Source organism: Streptacidiphilus jiangxiensis (assembly GCF_900109465.1).
GTDB classification, from domain to species: Bacteria; Actinomycetota; Actinomycetes; order Streptomycetales; family Streptomycetaceae; genus Streptacidiphilus; species Streptacidiphilus jiangxiensis.
In genome coordinates this window covers 1-18,384 of the sequence record NZ_FOAZ01000053.1, presented here as the reverse complement: position 1 = coordinate 18,384, position 18,384 = coordinate 1, and the positions used below count along the sequence as shown (strand labels likewise).

Genomic DNA, 18,384 nt, shown 5'->3' with positions numbered 1-18,384 from the left:
CGCACCGCCGCCGACCGGCACGTTCCCCACCATGATCTGACGACTCATGCGACGCGGCGCCAACGGCTCCAGCGGCACCGACGGCATACCCAGCGTGACAGCGGTCATTGCTTGCGTAATCCCCACAGTGAGGTGGTGGCTGCCCAGTCGCTCCGGGCCAGCCGGGCGCGCTGTGTACCCGTCGGCGCACCCAGCCCAACGTTACCCGACGCGCCTCACCGCTCCGGTGAACGGTCGGTGACCGAGCCGATCAGCCGACCTTCACCGGGTTGACCACGTCCGCGATCATCACCAGGACGGTGAAGCAGAGGAAGATCCCGGCCACCACGTAGGCCACCGGCATCAGCTTGGCCACGTCGAACGGGCCCGGGTCCGGACGCTTGACCAGGCGGGCGAAGCGGCGCCGGGCGGCCTCCCACAGGGCACCGGCGATGTGGCCGCCGTCCAGCGGCAGCAGCGGCAGCATGTTCAGCAGGAAGAGCGACAGGTTGAGCCCGGCCAGCAGCTGCAGCATCGTCGCGATGCGGGCGCTCGCGGGCGCGTGCATCGCCAGCACGTCACCACCGACCCGGGCCACGCCGACCACGCCGACGGGCGAGTCGAGCGAGCGCTTCTTGCCCTCGAACGCCGCGCCCCACAGGCTCGGGATCTTGGAGGGCAGGGCGATGATCGACGAGACGCCCTGCTTGGCCATGCCGCCCATCTTGTCCAGGCTCTCGCCGAGACCCAGCTGCGTGGTCGGGGTGATCGGCTGGATGCCGAGGAAGCCCGCGGTGACCACCTGGTCGGTCGGGTTGCCGTTGGAGTCGATCGCGTAGAGCTTGTTCGAGGTCAGCGTCACCGGCACGCTGAGCTGCTGACCCTTGCGGTCGACGCCGAGGGTGACCTTGTCGTCCGGGTGCTTGCGGATCTCGTTCTGCAGCTGGTCGTAGCTGGTGATCGCGACGCCGTTGAACGAGGTGATGGTGTCCCCGGCCTTGAGCCCGGCCATCGCGGCGGGCGACTCCGGGGCGCCCTTGGGGCAGGACTGCGACTGCGCGGCCGCGGAGTTGCTGGCCACCACGCACGGCGAGGTGAACGAGATCGTCGGCTTGGCCGTCGGCACGCCGAAGCCCATCAGTACGACCAGGAACAGCACCACGGCCAGGATCAGGTTCATGAACGGGCCGAAGAACATGATGATGATCCGCTGCCACGGCTTGCGGGTGTAGAACAGCCGCGTCTCGTCGCCCGGCAGGACCTCCTCGTAGGACTGCTCGCGCGCGTCCTCGATCATGCTGCGCCACGGCGAGGTGGAACGGGCCACGACCTTGCCGTCCGCGCCCGGCGGGAACATCCCGATCATGCGGATGTAGCCGCCGAGCGGGATCGCCTTGACGCCGTACTCGGTCTCGCCCTTCTTGCGCGACCAGATCGTCGGCCCGAAGCCGACCATGTACTGCGGCACCCGCACCTTGAAGAACTTGGCCCAGCTGAGGTGACCCAGCTCGTGCCAGGCGATGGAGAAGAGCAGGCCGAGCGCGAAGATCACGATGCCCAGGATCGTCATCAGTGTCGTCATCGTGCGCCTGCTCCTCTGGGTTCCGGTCCGGCCGCGGCTGCGGCCGCCCCGTCCAACATCATGCCGCCTTCGCGGCTAGCCCGCGGCGATCTCCTTGGCCCGGGCGCGTGCCCAGCCCTCCGCAGCCAGGACGTCCTCGACGGTCAACGAAGTTCCCACAGCGGGAGTGCCGTGCTCGGAGACGACCTTCGCCACCGTATCCACGATCCCTGTGAAGGCGAGCCTGCCCTGCAGGAACGCCTCGACGCACTCCTCGTTCGCGGCGTTGAACACGGCGGGGGCGGTACCGCCCAGTTGCCCCACCTCGCGGGCGAGCCCGACCGACGGGAAGGCCTCGGTGTCGAGCGGGAAGAACTCCCACGTCGCGGCCCTGGTCCAGTCGCAGCCCGGAGCGGCGTCCGGCACACGGTCCGGCCAGCCGAGGCCGAGCGAGATCGGCATCCGCATGTCCGGCGGGCTGGCCTGGGCCATCGTCGAGCCGTCGACGAACTCCACCATGGAGTGGACGACCGACTGCGGGTGGACCACGACCTCGATCCGCTCGAACGGGATGTCGTAGAGCAGGTGCGCCTCGATGACCTCCAGGCCCTTGTTGACCAGGGTCGCCGAGTTGATCGTGATGACCGGACCCATCGCCCAGTTCGGGTGGTTCAGGGCCTGCTCCTTGGTCACGCCCGCCAGCCTCTCGCGGCTCCAGCCGCGGAAGGGCCCGCCGCTGGCGGTCACCACGAGCTTGTTGACCTCCTGGCGGGTGCCGGCCGTCAGCGCCTGGAACAGCGCGGTGTGCTCGGAGTCCACCGGCACGATCTGCCCGGGCCTGGCGAGCGCCTTGACCAGCGGTCCGCCGACGATCAGCGACTCCTTGTTCGCCAGCACCAGCACGCGCCCGGCGCGCAGCGCGGCGAGCGTCGGGCGCAGGCCGATGGAGCCGGTGATGCCGTTCAGCACGGAGTGGCACTCCATCGCCGCGAGCTCGGTCGCGGCGTCCGGCCCGACCAGGATCTCCGGCAGGTCGCTCCCCGCGGGAGCGGCGGCCTTGAGCGCGGCCTCGAGCTCCGCGACGGCCTCCGGCTGCGCGACGGCGATCTTGGCGACCCCCAGCTGCAGCGCCTGCTCGGCGAGCAGCGCGACCCGGCCACCGGCGGCGGACAGGCCCACGACCTTGAAGCGGCCGGGGTTCCGCAGCACGACGTCGATGGCCTGGGTCCCGATGGATCCGGTCGATCCGAGGATCACCAGCTCCCGGGGCCCGGCGGGGTCGGCGACGACGGGCTCGAAACGCAGATGCGGGTCGGCGAGAAGTGTCATGCGCCCATTCTGTCCTGTGCAGGTGGGCAGGTGGGGACCAGGCACCACCCCAGGGGCGCGAGGAACTGCGCGACAATCCCCCAGCCTTCGGCCGGGAGGTGCCCCCATCTGACGAGCAGATGGTCCTCAGCGTGCAGGGCCATCCGCACAGGGTGGTTGCTCGCGCAGTTCCTCGCGCCCCTACCGAGTCACTGTCCGTTCGGATGGTCCTTGAACCAGGTGATGAAGGCCTGGGCCGGGCTGCCGATGCCGGTGATGTCGTCGAAGCCCTGCGTCGTCTTCAGGCTCGTGTTCTGGTCCTCGCGGACCAGGATCGGGCCCTGGTTGGTGTCGAAGGCGAAGCTCGGCTCGTGGCCGCCGAGGGCGGCCGGGTTCGGCATCACGTCGTGGAAGCTCGACGAGTTGTACTGCTTGTAGAGGACCGGGTTGGCGAAGCCCAGCGGGGAGCCGCCGCTCTGGACGGCCAGAGCCTCCATGCCGCTGAACAGCGGGCAGGCCAGGCTGGTGCCTCCCACCGGCTCGTCCTTCCAGGACCCGCCGGCCAGCGCGTAGGTGACGCCGCCGTCGGCCGATGGCCGGGCCACCGCGTTGCCGACGGTCATGCCGACGTCCATGCCGGTGTAGAGGTCCGCGTCCATGGACACGTCCGGCAGGACGCGGTGCGACTGGCCGTCCGGCTTGGCGAGCGCGTCGGGGACGACGCCCACCTGGTAGGGCGGCTGCTGGAACATCACGCTGACGCCGCCACCGCCGGCGCCGTCGAACTGGCCCTGCGCGGACCAGCCGTTGCCGTTGCCGGGGTAGTCCATGCTGCCCCAGCCGGTCTCCCACTTGTAGGCGCCGGAGGCGTCCGTGCCGAGGCTGGTGCCGCCGACGCCGGTCACCCACGGGTCGGACGCGGGGTAGCCCACGGACGGGTTGGGCATCTTCTGCTTGTCGCCGACGGTGAAGTCGCCGTTGTCGCCGGTGGAGAAGTTGAAGTTGATGCCCTCGACCGCACCCTGCTGGTAGATCTGCTGGCCGGCCGCGACCGCGCTCTGGTCGGTGCCGAGCTCGGGGCCGCTCCAGGAGTTGGAGACGATGTCCGCGGTCTGCCCGGAGATGATCTTCTGGAAGGACTGGTAGAAGTCGGCGGTGTCCGTCGACGGGGAACCGTAGTAGACGATCTTCGCGTCCGGCGCCATGGCGTGCACGGCTTCGATGTCGAGCGTCTCCTCGCCCCACCAGCCGGCCGCGTCGGACGCGCTGGTCTTGGCCGGGTCGTAGAACTGCGGGACGTACTGCTTGAACTGGCCCTGCTTCAGCTCCGGCAGGCCCATCTCCCGCGACCAGCGGTTGACGTCCGCGACGATCGTCGGCGAGGCGTAGGCGTCGACCACGGCGATCGTGACGCCCTGGCCGGTCATGCCGCTGGCGGTCGCGCCGTACGCGGTGCGCAGCTGCTGCGCGGTGTAGCCGCACAGGAGCTGCGAGGACGCGCCGTCGGGGCCGGCCGGCAGGCCGGAGGGGCGCTGGCCGTAGTAGCGGCTGCACAGCGGGTTGTCGGCGCCGACCCACATGCTCGCGCGGCCGACCGGGCTGGAGGTGGTCAGACCGGTGACCGCCGAGACGTAGTCGCCCACGTTGGCGGGGTACTGCGGCTGCGTGGTCGGCGCGATGTCCACCCGGCCGTCGTGCTTGTACCGGTGGATCTGGACCTTGAGCGCGTCCTCGACCTTGGCGATGGTCGTGGAGACCGTGATCGACTCCGAGTCCTGGTTGACGATCTTCATGCCGTCCTGCTGCACCCACGCGGTGACCGCCTGCCCGGCGCCCTGGCCGGTGCTGAAGGTCGACGAGAACGCGTCGGAGGTCAGGAACTTGTGGTAGTTCGGGTCGCCCGGTGTGCCGACCTCCTGCGCGTACTGCGCCATGTTCTGCGGCTTGGCCTTGGCGAACCAGACCTGACCCGTGACCACCGTCTTGGGGTTGGCCGGACCGATGTCGTTGGCCGGGTTCGCCCAGGCCGGCGGCGTCCAGGAGTGGCCGTTGGCCGGCGCGGCCATGGTGCCGCCGCTCGCGGAGTCGCTGCTGGTCTTCCCGTTCTTGCTGCTGCCACCGTGCGTGACGACCACGACGACCGTGACGGTGACGGCCAGGACGACGGCGATGGCACCGATCATCTTCCCGCGCCCGCTCCGCCGCGGCGTGCCACCGCCGGAACCGCCGGAACCGCCGGAACCGCCCAGCGGTCCGCTCGGCCCGCCGGGTCCACCGGGGCCGCCGAATCCACCGGGACGCCCGGGACCGCCGGGCGGGCCGTACGGCGGCTGCTGCTGCGGCGGCGGGCCCTGCGGCGGGCCGTAGGGGTTCGGGCCCTGCGGCGGCTGCGGCGGACCCTGCGGCGGACGCGGGCCCGGCTGCGGCGGACCGTACGGCCCCGGACCCTGCGGCGGATACTGCGGGCCCGGCTGCGGCGGGCGCGGCGGATACTGCGGACCGGGCTGCGGCTGCGGTCGACCGGGCTGGGGCGGATACTGCCGCCCCGGCTGCGGCGGACCGTAGGGGTTCGGGCCCTGCGGCGGCTGCGGAGCGCCGTACGGCGGCTGCGGTCCAGCGGGCTGGGGCGGATAGCCTCGTGGCGGCTGCTGCGGATTGGGCCCGTACGGCGGGTAACTCACGCTGAACCTGCTCCTCGTCGTCGAAACACCGGGAGCCACCGTGCACACGGCCGGCCTTCGGCGAGCGAGCCCCCGGTGCTCTCCCTCTTCTCGCACGCCAGTGCGCATCGTAGCCGTGAGCGCGCGTCAGGTGCGGCGCGGGTACGGTCCGGTGTGACCCGTTCGTCAACGACAACGGGCGGGCCGCCTCCGCGTCCCGCCCGTCAGGCCGTCAACCCCCGATCGGGCGATGCATGTTGGGGTGTTTCGCCGGACCGGGCGCGGCGTCGGCGATCCACGCGCCCTCCCCGGAGGGGTCCAGCACGCCCTCCTCCAGCCAGCTGTAACGGCCCGTCATCACACGCTTGGCCAGCCGGCGGTCGGCGTCGTCGGTGTTCTCCCACAGTCGCCCGAACAGCTCCTCGGCGCGCACCCGCGCCTGCCGGCAGAAGACGTCGGCCAGCTCGTAGGCCGCCCGCCCGGTGTCCGGGTCGTCGCGCGTGCGCAGCAGTTCGGCCCGCACGCAGGCCGCGCTCATCGCGAAGAGCTCCGCGCCGATGTCGACGATGCGGGCGAGGAAGCCCTGCTTCGTCTCCATCCGGCCCTGCCAGCGCGACATCCCGTAGAACGTCGAACGGGCCAACTTCCTTGCGCTGCGCTCGACATAGCGCAGGTGCGCGGAGAGGTCCGGATGCCCGGCGCGGTGGAACTCGCGGTAGGAGGTCGGCACCTGGCCCGGACCGGTGACCAGCTTCGGCAGCCACGCGGCGTAGAACGCACCGGCCTTGGCCGCGGCGCGGCCCTTGCGGCGCAGGTCGGCCTCCGGCTCGATCAGATCCCCGGCGACCTTCAGGTGGGCGTCGACGGCCTCGCGGGCGATCAGCAGATGCATGATCTCGGTGGAGCCCTCGAAGATCCGGTTGATCCGCATGTCGCGCAGCACCTGCTCGGCCGGGACCGCGCGCTCCCCGCGGGCGGCCAGCGAGGCGGCCGTCTCGTAGCCGCGACCGCCGCGGATCTGCACCAGCTCGTCCGCCATCAGCCAGCCCATCTCCGAGCCGTAGAGCTTGGCCAGGGCCGCCTCGATGCGGATGTCGTTGCGGTCCTCGTCGGCCATCTGCCCGGCCAGCTCCACGACCGCCTCCAGGGCGAAGGTCGTCGCGGCGATGAAGGAGATCTTGGCGGCGACCGCCTCGTGCGCGGCGATCGACCTGCCCCACTGCTCGCGCTCGGCCGACCACTCCCGCGCGATCTTCAAGGACCACTTGCCCGCGGCCACGCACATCGCCGGCAGCGACAGCCGCCCGGTGTTCAGCGTGGTCAGCGCGATCCGCAGGCCGTCGCCCTCGCGGCCGATCCGGTTCCCCGCCGGGACGCGGACGCCGTCGAAGCGCGTCACGCCGTTCTCGATGCCGCGCAGGCCCATGAACGCGTTGCGGTTCTCGACGGTCAGACCGGGCGAGTCCGCCTCGACGACGAAGGCGGTGATGCCGCCGCGGTGTCCCTCGGACCTCGGCACCCGGGCCATCACCACCAGCAGGTCGGCGACGACGCCGTTCGTGGTCCACAGCTTCACGCCGTCGAGGACGTACTCCGAGCCGTCATCGCTCGGTTCCGCCGTGGTCGCCAGTCGGGCCGGGTCGCTGCCGACGTCCGGCTCGGTCAACAGGAACGCGGTGATGGCGGTGGTCGCGCACCGCGGCAGGAAGGCGCGCTTCTGCTCGGGCGTGCCGAAGAGCTTGAGCGGCTGCGGCACCCCGATCGACTGGTGCGCGGAGACCAGCGCCGCGACGGCCGGGCTGACGCTGCCGATCAGCGTGAGCGCCCGGTTGTAGTGCACCTGGGTGAGACCGAGCCCGCCGTACTCGCGGTCGATCTTCATGCCGAAGACACCGAGCTCCTGCAGCCCGCGGACCACCTCGTCCGGGATTTTCGCGTCCCGCTCGATGACGGCCCCGTCGAGCCTCTTCTCGCAGAACGCGCGCAGTCGCGCGAGGAACTCCGCACCCTCGCGCTCGGCCTCGACATCGGGGAGCGGATGCGGGTGGATCAGGTCCAGACGGAAACGGCCCAGGAACAGTTCCTTGGCGAAGCTGGGCTTGCGCCAATCCTGTTCCCGGGCCTCTTCCGCGACGCGACGGGACTCGCGTTCGGTGACCTTGGGTGCATCGGCCTGGTGGGCGGAGCCGGACATGGGGCATCACCTCACGGTGGGATACCTGCCAGTATCGTCCGACCGTACGCTGAGTGCACCCATGGTCACCAGGGGTGAGACGCCGTCCTGACTACAGGGCCAGGCCGGTGAGCACGAGGACGCGCTCGTAGGTGTAGTCGGCCATCGCGTAGGCGACGCCCTCGCGGCCCACGCCGGAGTCCTTCACGCCGCCGTACGGCATCTGGTCGGCACGGTAGGACGGCGCGTCGCCGATCACGACACCACCGACCTCCAGCTCGCGGTGGGCGCGGAACGCCACCTGCACGTCGTGCGTGAAGACGCCCGCCTGGAGACCGAACTTCGAGTCGTTGACGGCGGCGAACGCCTCGTCCACGCCGTGGACCTTCTGCAGCGACAGCACCGGGCCGAAGACCTCCTCGGTGGCGAGGGTGACGCCACCGGGCAGCTCGGACAGGACGGTCGGCGCGTAGCTGGCACCGTCGCGCTTGCCACCGGCGAGCAGCTTCGCGCCCGCGTCCACGGCCTCGTCCACCCAGGACTCCACGCGCTTGGCGGCGTCCTCGCTGACCAGCGGGCCCACGTCCACGGCGTCGTCGGCCGGGTCACCGGTGACCTGGGCGCCGACCTTCTCGACGACCTTCTCGACCAGTCGGTCGTAGATCGTGGCGTCGGCGATGACGCGCTGCACCGAGATGCAGGACTGGCCGCCCTGGTAGTTGGCGAAGGTCGCGATGCGGGTCGCGGCCCAGTCCAGGTCCGCCTCGGAGTTCCAGTCGCCGAGGACGACGGCGGCGGCGTTGCCGCCGAGCTCCAGGGTGACGTGCTTGCGCGGCACGGAGTCGAGGATCGCGTAGCCGACCTTGTCCGAACCGGTGAAGGAGATGACGGGCAGACGCGGGTCCTGCACCAGCTCCGGCATGCGGTCGTTCGGCACGGTCAGCACGGACCAGGAGCCGACCGGCAGGTCGGTCTCGGCCAGGATCTCGCCCAGCACCAGCGCGGAGACCGGGGTGGCCGGAGCCGGCTTGAGGATGATCGGCGCACCGACGGCGATCGCCGGGGCGACCTTGTGCGCGACCAGGTTCAGCGGGAAGTTGAACGGCGCGATGCCGAGCACGACACCACGGTTGAAGCGGCGCACGAAGCCGAGGCGGCCGGCGCCGCCGGCGTCGGTGTCCAGACGCTGGCCCTCGCCGCTGTTGAAACGACGCGCCTCCTCGGCGGCCCAACGGAAGACGGAGACGGCACGGGCGACCTCGCCGCGGGCCCACTTGATCGGCTTGCCGTTCTCGGCGGTGATGAGCTGCGCGATCTCCTCGGTGCGCTCGGCCAGGCGCTTGGACACGTGGTCCAGCGCGGCGGCACGCACGTGCGCGGGGGTGGCGGCGAACTCGTCCTTCACCGCGTAGGCGGCCGCGACGGCCTCCTCGACCTGCGCGTCGCTCGCGATGCTCACCTTCGCGACGACCCGCCCGTCGTACGGGTGGTGCACGTCGAGCGTCTCGGGGCCGGTCTCCTGCCGCCCCGCCAGCCAGAATGCGTAGGTGGTGGTCACCGCGGTCACCGGCCCTTCCGTTGTGATTCCAGGACTTTTCGTCTCCCACGGTAGGGCGGAACGGGGGTGCTCAGCTTGTCCACTCCGTACGGGTCGGACCCGACGAACTGGACGCGGAGGCACCTTCAGGGGCGCGAGACTCTGCCGATGTGCGGCTCCGCCGCGCGGGCGCGCGCAACCACCGACATGCGCATGGCCCTGCACGTTCGGGGCTCACCTGAGTGGGTGGCTGGCCGCTGCAGTTCCTCGCGCCCCCTGGGGAGTGCACCAGGCCGTCAGTCTCCAGAAGCGCGCAGTGCCATCCACAGCTCCATGCGCACGTCCGCGTCGTCCAGCGTGCGGCCGAGCAGTTCCTCCACCCGGCGCATCCGGTACCGCAGCGTGTGCCGGTGCACACCGAGGTCCGCCGCCGCCGCGTCCCACTGGCCGTGGCGGGAGAGCCACGCGCGCAGGCTCGCCTCCAGATCACCGCGCGACGTGCGGTCGTGTTCCCGCAGCGGCCGCAGCAGGCCTTCCGCGAAGGCCTGGACCGCCTCGTCGCCCAACAGCGGCAGCAGCGAGCCCGCGCCGACCTCGGCGTGGTCCACGCTGCGGCGACCACTGCGCAGGGCGACCGCGAGAGCCCGCTCCGCCTCGGCGGCCGCCGCGCCCGCGGACTCCAGCGTCGTCGGGGCGGAGATCCCGACCGCGACCGTCTCCAGATCGGTCGCGAGGTCCGTGCAGACCTGGTGCACCATCCCGCCGTCGACGGCGACCAGCACCAGCCGGTCCCCCTCCGGGGCCAGCAGCAGCGGCTCCCCGGTCCGCGCGGCGGCCTGCTCCGCGCGGTCGCCGAGGTCGGCCAGACCGTCGCCCTCGGCCATCAGCACCCGCACGGGCCCCTGCGGCAGCCCGCCGAGCAAGGCGCCCGCGACCTCCTTGGCGATCACCGTCTCGCCGGCCAGGACCAACCGCAGCAACGCCGTCCGCATCCGGTCCTCGGCGCGACGCAGGTCGCGCGAGCGCTCCAGGGTCAGCGTCAGCAGCGCGACGGCGGCGTTGACGACGTACCGCTCACCGGAGCTCAGCCGGTCCTCCGTGCCGACGGCGAGGAATCCGCGAGCGCGGCGGTCCGCGCCGAGCGACTGCAGGACCACGTAGTCCTGCGTGCCCTGGTCCTCCGGGGAGTCGCCCTGCAGCGCCATGCTCGCGGGCGCGGGCTGGGCGCGCAGCCGCTCCACCTCCGGTCGCAGCCGACCGGCCCGCCGGGAGGCCCAGTCCGGCGCGGCCACGACGACCGCGCCCGAGGCGTCGTACAGCGCGGCCCAGCCGCCGAGGCGCGACGCGAGCCGGCCGACGACGGCGGCGGTGCCATCCTTGCCGAGGGCGGCCCGGGTCAGCTCCTCCTGCGCCTCGAAGCTCGTGGTCACCGCGCGGTACTGCTCGGCGGCGAGCGCCGCCGTCACGGCCTTGCTGATGGCGATGAACGGCGTCGGCTGCGGCACCTCCAGCAGCGGCAGCGAGCGCTCCGCGGCGGCCTCGACCAGCGTCTGCGGCACCTCGTCGTAGGTCAGCCCCACACCGATGCCGAGGCCCGCCACACCGGCGTCCGCGAGCCGGTGCACGTACTGGCGCAGCTTCTCCTTGCCCTTGCCGAGCTTCAAGCCCGTGGTGAGCAGCAGTTCGCCGCCCTCCAGGTAGGGCACCGGGTCGTCCAGCTCGCTGGTGTGCACCCAGCGGACGGGCCGGTCCAACGCGGACTCGCCCGCGCGGACCACCAGGCCCAGCCCCGGCATCGCGACCAGGGCGGCCACCGTGACACTGCTGTGCCGCACCTCTTCATCGGGGCGCGGGGGCTTCTCGTGTGACATGACACCTTCGGCAGAACAGGACGGCTCGGTTCGAGGGAGGGCGTCGCGTCGTTGCGTCACCGCACGTTGGACGACACGTCCAACGCCTCTTTGTCGATTCTGCCTCAGCGGCGCAGCTACTCGCGCGTTGCGCTGCGCCACCCGCCTCAGGGGAGCCGGACCAGCAGCGGCGGCACCTGGGTTCCGTCCACCGAGGTCAGCGACACCACCGCGTGGCCACGGGGCAGCACCTGCGCCAGATCGGAGGCGGACCAGCGGCGCCGCTCCACCTTCCGCGTCGTCACGCTCTCCGTCTGCGCGCGCTCACCCTCCAGCAGGGCCCGCATCCCGCGGAAGGAACGACGGACGACGCCGCCGGACGTGTCCAGCGACCGGGTCACGTCCCGCTCGTCGACCCAGACGGTGCCCCAGGCCTCCTCGAAGAGCTTGCCGTCCCACGGCGCCAGGCCGGGGAAGGCCATCCGACCGCCCACGGCGCCGAACAGCGGGGCGCGCAACGACTCGGGCAGGTCCACCAGGGTGCGCAGACCGAGGACCGCACCCGCATTCGCGGCCCGGAGCCGCTGCAGGCCGCGGACCGCGTGGGTGTCCACCGCCGCCGACGCGTCGTCCACGACGAGGCCGGCGAAGAGCGAACGGTCCGCGCGGCTCGCGGCGGCGTGCAGGAACTGGCCGACGGCCAGCCGGGCCAGGATCCGCGCGGCCTCGGGGTGACTGTGGTCCGGCAGGGCGATCCGCACCCGCAGCGGGTGGTCCAGGGCGCGCAGGGCGAACAGCGGCAGGGGCGCGCGGTCACCCGCGGAGGGGTTGAAGCAGCCCGCGAACACGGGCCGGTCCAGCAGCGCCAGCCGGTCCGCGAGCAGGGTCCCGGGGTCGTCGGCGAGCCCGTGCATCCGCTCGCGCTGCGCGAGCTCGTGCTGGTGGCGGTCGAGCATCCCGCTGCCCCGGACGGCGGCGAGCAGCCCCGCCCAGGCCTGCTCCTCGCCACGCAGCAGCAGCACCAGCTCGCGCACGCCGGGCAGTCGGCCGTACCCGGACTCGAACGGACCGACGATCTGCTGGAGCGCGAGCCGCGCCGACTCCGTACGCAGCGCGAGCTCGTCCGGCAGCAGCGCGTCCGCAAGGCGGGCCGCCGCCTCGTCCGCGTGCGCGGCACCGCCGAACAGGTCCAGCCCGTACCCGGCCTGCGGATCACCCGGCGCGACCACGACGTCGTACCACGCCGCCGGCCCGAGATCCGCGTCCGCGGCGCCGACGACGACCACGACGGCGCTGCCGGTCAGCGCCTGCAGACACAACGCCTCCGCGACGGGACGCGTCAGCCGCGTCGTCTTGCCACTGCCGGCGGGGCCGACGGCCAGCAGCGAGGTACCGAGCAGCAGCGGGTCGAGCGCGATGTCCGCGCCCCGGTAGCCGGCCGGGTTCTTCGGCACGTTCTCAGCGGCGCCCAACCGGAGCTGACGCGACAACAGGTCGTGCGCGAGACTCCGCCCGGGCAGATCCCGCGCCCCGGACGGATGCGCACACGCGACGGCCCCGTGCTCCCGCACGGCACCGAGCAACGCCGCCAACCTCTCCGGCTCCTGCCGCACGCGCTCCAACGCGCCCAGCAGCCGCTGGTGATCCACATCCCCGACGAGCCCCTGCGCGGTCTCGGCATCCAGCAGCGCCAACGTCCCAGGATCCGCCACAACCCGCAGCGGCCCCCACACGTCGACGGGCTCGACAGGCCCACGCACCGGCCCAGCCGTCGGCACAGCCACGCCGCGCAGCCGGCTCCATGCCGGCGATCCGTACCGCCGCCAGACGGCCTTCCAGCGCCCCATACGACCGAAGACGAAGACGAGGATCAGGGCTACAGGAACGTAGAGAAGGTTGAGCAGCGTGGTGGCCCAGAACTCCTCCTGGCCCGCCGCTTTGATGAGGGCCGGCCACACGAACCCGAGCGCCCAGACCAGCGCCCCGCCCGTCAGCCACATGAAGATTTCCAGAGCGACAAGAAAATTCAGCGCCGCCCTCAGAATCAACTTCCACCCCGGGATCGCGTCGTCCGCGAGGGTCTTGGGGTCGGAAGGGCGGGGTTCCGGGCCGAGGGAGAAGATGGCGGGTGGGGTGCGGTGACGCTTCGCGGAGACCCAGCCGGTGACGTCGAAGCCCGGGGTGCCGCCCGGGGGAGCCGCATGCTGGGTCGGGATCCCCGCCCGCGGCGGGAAGCCGGGCATCGGGGGGATCGAGGACTCCGGGGGAACTGCCGTGTGCCCGTCGAGTGACATCGCCGCCCCGCTCCCTTGCGCCCGCACACAAGCCCGCCTCGAAGCTCTCAATCTAGTGGAGCGGACCTGATCCCCGTGCGAAAGCACGCACATCATGATCAGTGTCCGCACCGGACAACTCCACCGGCCGATCACTCCCCTTCGGCGTATGCCCGAGCCCCTGCCCCGCCGTAGCCTGCTCAAAGGGGACGATCCCCCCGTCGCCCCTCGGACCCGAGAGCCCGACCCACAACACGCATGGGAGACCACCCAATGAGCGCTGCTCAGCTTCCCGGCGGCCCCTCGCTCCCGCAGGAGCGCCGCCTCGTCACCGCGATCCCCGGGCCGAAGTCGCAGGAGCTGCAGGCACGCAAGCTCGCGGCGGTGGCCGCCGGCGTCGGTACCACGCTGCCGGTCTACATCGCCCGCGCGGGTGGCGGTGTCGTCGAGGACGTCGACGGCAACTCCCTGATCGACTTCGGTTCCGGCATCGCCGTCACCAACGTCGGCAACGCCGCCGAGCTGGTCGTCGAGCGCGCCTCGCAGCAGCTGGCCGCGTTCACGCACACCTGCTTCATGGTCACCCCCTACGAGGGCTACGTCGCCGTCGCCGAGCAGCTCAACGAGCTGACCCCGGGTGACCACGAGAAGCGCACCGCGCTGTTCAACTCGGGCGCCGAGGCCGTCGAGAACGCCATCAAGATCGCGCGTGCCTACACCAAGCGCACCGCCGTCGTGGTCTTCGACCACGGCTACCACGGCCGCACCAACCTCACCATGGGCATGACCGCGAAGAACATGCCCTACAAGCAGGGCTTCGGCCCGTTCGCGCCCGAGGTCTACCGCGTTCCGGTCGCCTACCCCTACCGCTGGCTGACCGGTGCCGAGAACTGCGCCACCGAGGCCGCCGCCCAGGCGATCGACATCATCAACAAGCAGATCGGCGCCGAGAACGTCGCCGCGATCGTGATCGAGCCCATCCAGGGCGAGGGCGGCTTCATCGAGCCGGCCAAGGGCTTCCTGCCCGCGATCGTCGAGTACGCGCGCGCCAACGGCATCGTCTTCGTCGCCGACGAGATCCAGACCGGCTTCTGCCGCACCGGCCAGTGGTTCGCCTGCAACGACGAGGGCATCGTCCCGGACCTGATCACCACCGCCAAGGGCATCGCCGGCGGTCTGCCGCTGGCCGCCGTGACCGGCCGCGCCGCGATCATGGACGCCGCCCACGCCGGTGGCCTGGGTGGCACCTACGGTGGCAACCCGGTCGCCTGCGCCGCCGCGCTGGGCTCGATCGAGACCATGAAGCAGCTGGACCTGAACGCCAAGGCCCAGGCCATCGGCGAGACCATGCTGACCCGTCTGCACGCCTTCGCCGAGAAGTTCGACGTCATCGGCGACGTCCGCGGCCGTGGCGCGATGATCGCCGTCGAGCTGGTCAAGCCGGGCACCAAGGACCCGAACCCGGAGGCGACCGCCGCGCTGGCGAAGTTCTGCCACAACGAGGGCCTGCTCGTGCTGACCGCCGGCACCTACGGCAACGTGCTGCGCTTCCTGCCGTCGCTGGTCATGCCGCAGGAGCTGCTGGTCGAGGGCCTCGACATCCTCGAGAACGCCTTCGCCGCGCTCTGATCCCCACCTCACAGGTGTGCCTGTGCCCCCGACGCTTGTGCCAACTCGTTGGCCCGTCGGGGGCACAGTGCTGTGAGGACCCGCGCGCACGGGGTAGTGATCGCCCGCATGAGGTTCCTGCGCCCGCTCACCCGCCCGCTCACCCGCCTGCTTGCCGCGTTCCTGCTCTGCTTCGTCCTCACCCCCACCCCCTGGGCCCACGCCACCGAGTCGCCCGAACAGGTCCGCGGCCTGCAGGCCGCGCAGGTCGCGCTCGCCGAGGTCGGCACCCCCTACGCGTGGGGCGGCGGCAGCCTCACCGGCCCGACGCTCGGCTTCTGCGACGGGGTCAACGGCTACCTGCCCGACGGCAGCTGCTCCGCCGAGCACACCGTCGGGTTCGACTGCAGCGGCCTGGTTCGCTACGCCTGGTACCAGGCCAGCGCCGGCACGGTCGCCCTCCCCCACTACAGCGTGGCGCAGTCCCTGCTCGGCCGGCCGGTCACCGACCGCGACGGCCTGCTCCCCGGAGACCTGCTCTTCTTCGCCGAGCCGGGTGGCAGGATCCACCACGTCGGGCTCTATCTCGGCGGGGGCGACATGGTTCACGCGGAGCACACCGGCACGCTGGTCACGGTCCTCCACGACGTGTTCCACGACCCGAAGTGGGGCCCGCGTCTGGTCGCGGCCGCCAGGCCCGAACCCGCGCCCGAAGCGTTGCTCCAGTCCGGTGAAGAAGGTGTGCGGACCTGATGGCGGGTGGGTGAGACGGATCGCCCTCGAGGTCACAGTGACGTACTGTCAAAGCAGATGGAGGAGCACGACATCACCGAGGACACCACAACGGGTCCCTTGCGGGATCCCCTCAGCCGATCGACCGAACGCCTAGCTCAAACCCCCCGGGCCAAGCGGAACGTCGATCACCTCAGCCACCCCGGAGCTCTCCCCCCTGCTCCGGGGTGGCTTCGTGCTGCCTTCCTGCGGGCATTCCGGTCGGTGTGGTTCCCCCTCGTCCTGCTGGCAGTCCTGGGCGTACTCACCGAGCAGGTCGTCACCAAGGGCCCCCTGCTCGCCGTCGACCGCTGGACCCGCGACACCGTGCAGAGCTGGGTCGCGGCGGACCCGTGGTCCTGGACGAACCTCCTGGCGGAGCGCTGGACCGACTTCGGTGTGGCGACCTACTCGGGCGCCGTCCTCACTGCGGTCACCGTCGTGACGACCGTGCGCCTGCGCTCCTGGCGGCCCCTGGTCACCTCGCTCCTCGCTGCGATCGCCCTGTTCGGCACGGTGATCCCAGGCAAGATCGTCATCGGGCGCCCCGGCCCCGACGGCGCACCCGTGGCCCCGGGCGAGTGGGGCTGGTTCCCCTCCGGGCACACCGCGACGGCGTCGATCTGCCTGGGCACGGCCGCCCTCCTCCTCGGCACGGCCTGGCCGCGCCTGCGGCGCCTGCTCTACCCCGCCACCGCCTTCCTCTGCACGGGCGTGGGCTTCTGCCTGATCTGGCGGAACTATCACTGGCTCTGGGACGTGGTCGCTAGCGGCTGCCTGACCGGCATCGTGCTCTGGTGCCTGTGTCGCTGGCCGCTGCAGAAAACTTCGGGCGACGATGTCGAGAACGCGTGATCGGCTCCGTCCCAGCTGTGAACGCGACGAGAATGGGTCGCACCAGCACCGAGGAGAACCACGATGGCCAAGTACCTGCTGCTCAAGCACTACCGTGGCGCGCCTGAGGCGGTCAACTGCGTACCGATGGACCAGTGGACGCCGGAGGAGATCTCCGCCCACATGCAGTTCATGGCCGACTTCTCCGGCCGCCTCGTGAAGTCCGGCGAGTTCGTCGACGGCCAGGCGGTGGCCCCCGAGGGCACCTGGGTCCGGTACGACGGGGAGGGCCGCCCGCCGGTCACCGACGGTCCGTTCGCCGAGACCAAGGACCTCATCGCCGGCTGGATGGTGATCGACGTCGACAGCTCCGAGCGCGCCGTCGAGCTCGCGGGCGAGCTGTCGGCCGCCCCCGGCGCCGGCGGCAATCCGATCCACGAGTGGATCGAGGTCCGTCCCTTCCTGGCCCTGCCGCCCAACTTCGCCGAGTGACCCGACCGGAGTGACCCGACCGATGGACGAGCCCCTGCTTCGGAGCCTCACCCCGGGCGTGCTCACGATCCTCGTCCGCCGCGGAGCCGACTTCGCGGCGGCCGAGGACGCCGTCCAGGACGCACTGGTGGAGGCCGTCCGCGTCTGGCCGTCCGAGCCACCGCGGGACCCCAAGGGGTGGCTCGTCACCGTTGCCTGGCGCAAGTTCCTCGACGCGACCCGGGCGGACACCGCCCGGCGTCGTCGTGAGGAGCGCGTCGAGGACGAGCCCACGCCCGGTCCCGTGCCGGCATCGGACGACACGCTCCAGTTGTACTTCCTGTGCGCCCATCCCTCGCTGACTCCGGCGTCCGCGGTCGCCCTGACGCTGCGCGCCGTCGGCGGGCTCACGACCCGGCAGATCGCCCAGGCCTACCTGGTCCCCGAGGCGACGATGGCCCAGCGGATCAGCAGGGCCAAGCGCACCGTCGCAGACGTGCGGTTCGACCAGCCAGGAGACGTCGCCACCGTGCTGCGCGTGCTCTACCTGGTCTTCAACGAGGGCTACTCCGGCGACATCGACCTCTCCGCCGAAGCGATCCGGCTCACCCGTCGGCTCGCGGCCGCGATCGACCACCCCGAGGTGGCCGGCCTGCTGGCCCTGATGCTGCTCCACCATGCCCGACGCGCTGCCCGGATCGCTCCCGACGGCCGCCTGGTCCCGCTCGCCGAGCAGGACCGCACCCAGTGGGACACGACGGCGATCGCCGAGGGCATCCGGATCCTCCAGGTCGCCCTCTCCCGCGACGAGCTGGGCCAGTTCCAGGCGCAGGCCGCCATCGCGGCCTTGCATGCGGACGCGCAGACAGCGGACGAGACGGACTGGGTGCAGATCGTCGAGTGGTACGACGAACTCGTCCGGCTGACCGAAAGCCCCGTGGTCCGGCTCAACCGCGCCGTCGCCGTGGGCGAGGCCGACGGAGCCCGCGCCGGCCTCGCGGCCCTCGCGGAACTGGATCACTCCCTGCCCCGGTACACGGCGGTGTCCGCCTACCTCCACGAGCGCGACGGCGATCTGCCGAACGCGGCGACGCTCTACGCGGAGGCGGCCAGCAAGGCACCGAACCTCGCGGAACGCGACCACCTGACACGGCAGGCCGCACGGCTGAACAACCGGTGAGCCCATAACGCAGTGAAGCCCCCTGACCGATGGTCAGGGGGCTTCACTGTAAAAGTTGTTCGGCGGCGTCCTACTCTCCCACAGGGTCCCCCCTGCAGTACCATCGGCGCTGTGAGGCTTAGCTTCCGGGTTCGGAATGTAACCGGGCGTTTCCCTCACGCTATGACCACCGAAACACG

The 18,384-nt window shown here is 71.6% G+C and carries 12 protein-coding genes and 1 rRNA gene; 5 read left to right on the top strand and 8 right to left on the bottom strand.

The features are described from left to right. Positions 1-250: 250 nt before the first annotated feature. The 7 genes from BMY61_RS42430 to BMY61_RS42400 form a co-directional block, all read right to left on the bottom strand. Entirely contained in the window at positions 251-1,561 is a 1,311-nt protein-coding gene (locus tag BMY61_RS42430; RefSeq protein WP_042460547.1) for a M50 family metallopeptidase, read from the bottom strand. Positions 1,562-1,636: 75 nt separating this feature from the next. Beyond that, entirely contained in the window at positions 1,637-2,869 is a 1,233-nt protein-coding gene (gene dxr, locus BMY61_RS42425; protein ID WP_042460551.1) for a 1-deoxy-D-xylulose-5-phosphate reductoisomerase, read from the bottom strand. A 188-nt stretch (positions 2,870-3,057) separates the two neighbouring features. Beyond that, positions 3,058-5,031 carry a S53 family peptidase gene (locus tag BMY61_RS42420; RefSeq protein ID WP_052439545.1) on the bottom strand — a complete coding sequence of 658 codons (1,974 nt, stop codon included), beginning with the start codon at positions 5,029-5,031 and terminating at the stop codon, positions 3,058-3,060. Between the two features lie 709 nt (positions 5,032-5,740). Further along, the gene (locus BMY61_RS42415; RefSeq protein ID WP_042460554.1) at positions 5,741-7,702 is read right to left on the bottom strand and encodes an acyl-CoA dehydrogenase family protein; all 1,962 of its coding nucleotides are present in this window, start codon (positions 7,700-7,702) and stop codon (positions 5,741-5,743) included. Between the two features lie 91 nt (positions 7,703-7,793). Further along, positions 7,794-9,239, bottom strand: coding sequence for an aldehyde dehydrogenase family protein (locus tag BMY61_RS42410; RefSeq protein ID WP_042460585.1), 1,446 nt, complete (start codon positions 9,237-9,239; stop codon positions 7,794-7,796). Between the two features lie 275 nt (positions 9,240-9,514). Continuing rightward, complete coding sequence (locus BMY61_RS42405) at positions 9,515-11,089, bottom strand: PucR family transcriptional regulator (protein ID WP_042460557.1); 1,575 nt, start codon at positions 11,087-11,089, stop codon at positions 9,515-9,517. Positions 11,090-11,235: 146 nt separating this feature from the next. Continuing rightward, on the bottom strand, positions 11,236-13,311 hold the full coding sequence (locus BMY61_RS42400) for a hypothetical protein (RefSeq protein ID WP_052439546.1): 2,076 nt from the start codon (positions 13,309-13,311) through the stop codon (positions 11,236-11,238). Positions 13,312-13,614: 303 nt separating this feature from the next. Here BMY61_RS42400 and gabT point away from each other — a divergent pair, with 303 nt between their 5' ends. From gabT to BMY61_RS42375, 5 genes are all read left to right on the top strand, one after another. Further along, positions 13,615-14,970 (top strand): 4-aminobutyrate--2-oxoglutarate transaminase, encoded by a 1,356-nt coding sequence (gene gabT / locus BMY61_RS42395; protein WP_042460563.1) that lies wholly within the window; start codon positions 13,615-13,617, stop codon positions 14,968-14,970. A gap of 108 nt (positions 14,971-15,078) precedes the next feature. Next, positions 15,079-15,702, top strand: a complete 624-nt coding sequence (locus BMY61_RS42390) for a C40 family peptidase (RefSeq protein ID WP_143094815.1) — start codon at positions 15,079-15,081, stop codon at positions 15,700-15,702. A 243-nt stretch (positions 15,703-15,945) separates the two neighbouring features. Beyond that, positions 15,946-16,575, top strand: a complete 630-nt coding sequence (locus tag BMY61_RS42385) for a phosphatase PAP2 family protein (protein ID WP_052439548.1) — start codon at positions 15,946-15,948, stop codon at positions 16,573-16,575. Between the two features lie 63 nt (positions 16,576-16,638). Then, the gene (locus BMY61_RS42380; RefSeq protein ID WP_042460566.1) at positions 16,639-17,046 is read left to right on the top strand and encodes a YciI family protein; all 408 of its coding nucleotides are present in this window, start codon (positions 16,639-16,641) and stop codon (positions 17,044-17,046) included. Positions 17,047-17,068: 22 nt separating this feature from the next. Beyond that, positions 17,069-18,205, top strand: coding sequence for an RNA polymerase sigma factor (locus BMY61_RS42375; RefSeq protein WP_042460569.1), 1,137 nt, complete (start codon positions 17,069-17,071; stop codon positions 18,203-18,205). A 57-nt stretch (positions 18,206-18,262) separates the two neighbouring features. On the opposite strand, the gene rrf is transcribed toward BMY61_RS42375, so the two are convergent. Next, a 5S ribosomal RNA gene (rrf, locus tag BMY61_RS42370) occupies positions 18,263-18,379 on the bottom strand. Positions 18,380-18,384 lie beyond the last annotated feature (5 nt).